Source organism: Anoxybacillus sp. LAT27, from assembly GCF_022030075.1.
GTDB lineage: Bacteria > Bacillota > Bacilli > Bacillales > Anoxybacillaceae > Anoxybacillus > Anoxybacillus kestanbolensis.
Genome location: NZ_JAIWYK010000050.1, coordinates 1 through 647 on the forward strand (window position 1 = coordinate 1; position 647 = coordinate 647).

Consider the following 647-nt stretch of genomic DNA (forward strand, 5'->3'; position numbering starts at 1 on the left):
CTTCATCGGCTCCTAGTGCCAAGGCATCCACCGTGCGCCCTTTCTAACTTAACTAAACACACTTTGTATTGCTTGGCTTTATCGTTTAGCTCCAAACGAGAACCGTTTGTCGCTTTTCTTACTGCCTGTTATCTAGTTTTCAAGGAACAATCAACTAAAACCTTGAGGGATATTCCCTCAAAACTAAACGAAGCGAAAAAGCGTTGTTATTACGTTATGTCTAGCGAGGCTAAACAGTCGCCTCCGCTTTTCTTTATGTCTAGCTCCGGCTCCTAGCCCCTCGAGCCGCTTCGGTCCTGCTGTGGCGGCAACAGCCTCCTCGCAGGCCCTCCAGCGCTTGTCGGGGCTGAACAGTCGCCTCCGCTTTTCTTTATGTCTAGCTTCGAACTAACATCCTCCTCCGCGTCCGCTTTCTCCATCGACGTGCACGCACGTCTCGTCGAAAGCTTGCGCTTCCGTCGGATGTTTTCTTGACTACGTCAAGAACCGTTCTTCGCCTTTCGTATTTATCCTTAGAAAGGAGGTGATCCAGCCGCACCTTCCGATACGGCTACCTTGTTACGACTTCACCCCAATCATTTGCCCCACCTTCGGCGGCTGGCTCCCGTAAGGGTTACCTCACCGACTTCGGGTGTTGCAAACTCTCG

The 647-nt window shown here is 51.5% G+C and carries 1 rRNA gene; it reads right to left on the minus strand.

Going from position 1 to position 647, the window contains the following annotated elements:
- Positions 1 to 516 precede the first annotated feature (516 nt).
- Positions 517 to 647 (minus strand): 16S ribosomal RNA (locus tag LD028_RS02460); the annotation flags it as partial.